A 1,827-nucleotide genomic window follows, 5' to 3' on the forward strand; every position below is an offset into this window, starting at 1 on the left:
CCGGCGTCGTGGGAGCCGGGTTATAGGCGGGTTGGATGAGACCGGCAAGAGCTTTTTTCACCGCCGTCCATTTTTTCTGAAACGCCAGCGTCACAACGAGCCTTCCGCGCAGCGTCAACGCTCGATCAGATAGCGCAGGGTCAGCGTCGTGCGCGTCACCGGCTCGGTAACGGTCAGGGCGGCGTCGGCGTAGCGCGGCGGTCCGAAGCGCATGGGGGCGTCGTTGCTGAAGCCGACCCCCTCCTTCGGCATGCCGAGGAAGTTGCGGTCGAGTTCGAGATTCTGGTTCTCGTCATGGAAGGACTGCACCGCGTAGGTGCCGGGCGGAACCTTGTGCACCACCACGGTGACGCTCCCCGGCCGCGCCGGCTCCGCCGCGCTGTAGGGGCAGTTGGGCCCCAGGAACGTCTCCGGCGTGCACACCGCGACCAGCACCTTCCCCTGGGCGTTCGCGACGTTGGCGACGGTGATGGCAAGGTCGGCAGCGGCGGCCGGTCCGGTCGCCAGGAGGACCGCCAGCGCGGCTAAGGCTCCGCCCACCGTGGCGTAGCGGGCGGTCCGGAACTGCCGAGGGGTCGTCATGGTGCACCCGTTCTGGACGTGGACGGATAGGCGCGCCCGCGCCATTCCGCCGGGCGGCCCCGGCGGGCGCGCAGCAGCGCCGACCATTGGATCGCCAGCAGGATCAGGATGCCCACGGGGTGGAGCAGCGCGCCGGCCAGACTCTGACGGAAACGGAGGGCCAGCAGCAAGCGGAACGACAGCCCCGCCGCCACGGCCGACGCCGCCATGATGACAAACTCCTGCGGCAACGGGGCCAGCGCCGCCAAGCCGAGCAGCAGCCAGGGCAGGGCATGGCCGCCGAACAGCAGAACGGTCCAGACCGGCAGGGCGACCGGGGTCGCCATCCCCTCCGTCGCGTTCTTCGAGAAGCCGGACCACACCTCCCGCCAGCCGCGGTACATCCGGCAGCGGGCGAGACCGGTCGCGTCGAACAGGTCGCTCCCCTGCCCCGCCCGGCGAAAGGCGCGCGGCAGAGTCACCCCGTCGTGCAGCGAGGTCGCGATGGCGGCGTGGCCGCCGGCCGCCGCGTAGGAGTCCCGCCGCACCGCGATCAGCTGGCCGCAGGCGGCGGCAAAGCCGGGGCTGGCCGACCAGCGCATCCCGACCATCGGCAGATAGCCGAGCAGAAGCACATGGATCAGCGGGATCACCAGCGCCTCGGCCAGGGTGCCGGTCTCCTGGCGCGGGAAGCCGCTGACCAGCCCCGCCCTGCCCGCCAGCAGCGCGCCGCAGACCAGCCGGGCGGCGTCCGGAGCCAGCCGCACGTCGGCGTCCTGGAACAGCAGCACCGGGTGCCGCGCCAGACCGGCGAGCGCCTGGCAGGCGTGCTGCTTGCCCGACCAGCCCGGCGGCAGCGGCGGCGCCGTTTCCAGCCTCAGGCGGGGATCGCGGCCGGCGAGATCGCGGACGATCGCCGCCGTGCGGTCGGTGGAATGGTCGTCCAGCACCACCACCTCCACCGTCACGCCGCGGCTGGACAGCGCCGCCCGCACCGCGGCGGCGATGGTGGCCTCCTCGTTGCGGGCGGGGATCAGGACGCTGACGGCGGCGCCCGGCGGCGGCTCGGCCTTTGGCCGGCGGTAGAGGCACAGGTTCACGAGGCCCAGCCCCAACGGCAGCAGGGCGAGCGCCAGCGACAGAGCGGCCAGCAGCGTGAGGACGCTCATCGGCGGGAAACCCCTTCCTTATCGGATGCGTCACCATGCGCGGTGCTGAAGCGCCCCTGTCTCTTATACACATCTGACGCTGCCGACGATTATACGC

Annotated in this window: 2 protein-coding genes; both read right to left on the bottom strand. The window is 71.8% G+C overall.

The annotated features are described in order from the left end of the window. Positions 1-114 precede the first annotated feature (114 nt). Complete coding sequence (locus tag Q4I23_RS32485) at positions 115-582, bottom strand: DUF2141 domain-containing protein (RefSeq protein ID WP_498528973.1); 468 nt, start codon at positions 580-582, stop codon at positions 115-117. Continuing rightward, complete coding sequence (locus tag Q4I23_RS32490; protein WP_498528974.1) at positions 579-1,730, bottom strand: glycosyltransferase; 1,152 nt, start codon at positions 1,728-1,730, stop codon at positions 579-581. Before Q4I23_RS32490 ends, Q4I23_RS32485 begins: the two co-directional genes overlap by 4 nt. Positions 1,731-1,827: the final 97 nt, after the last annotated feature.

Source organism: Azospirillum sp. UFLA03-27 (assembly GCF_059803775.1).

Excerpts from the sequence above, each read along its gene's own strand:
- Q4I23_RS32485 (WP_498528973.1), bottom strand. The coding sequence starts at position 582 with ATGACGACCCCTCGGCAGTTCCGGACCGCCCGCTACGCCACGGTGGGC.
- Q4I23_RS32490 (WP_498528974.1), bottom strand. The coding sequence starts at position 1,730 with ATGAGCGTCCTCACGCTGCTGGCCGCTCTGTCGCTGGCGCTCGCCCTG.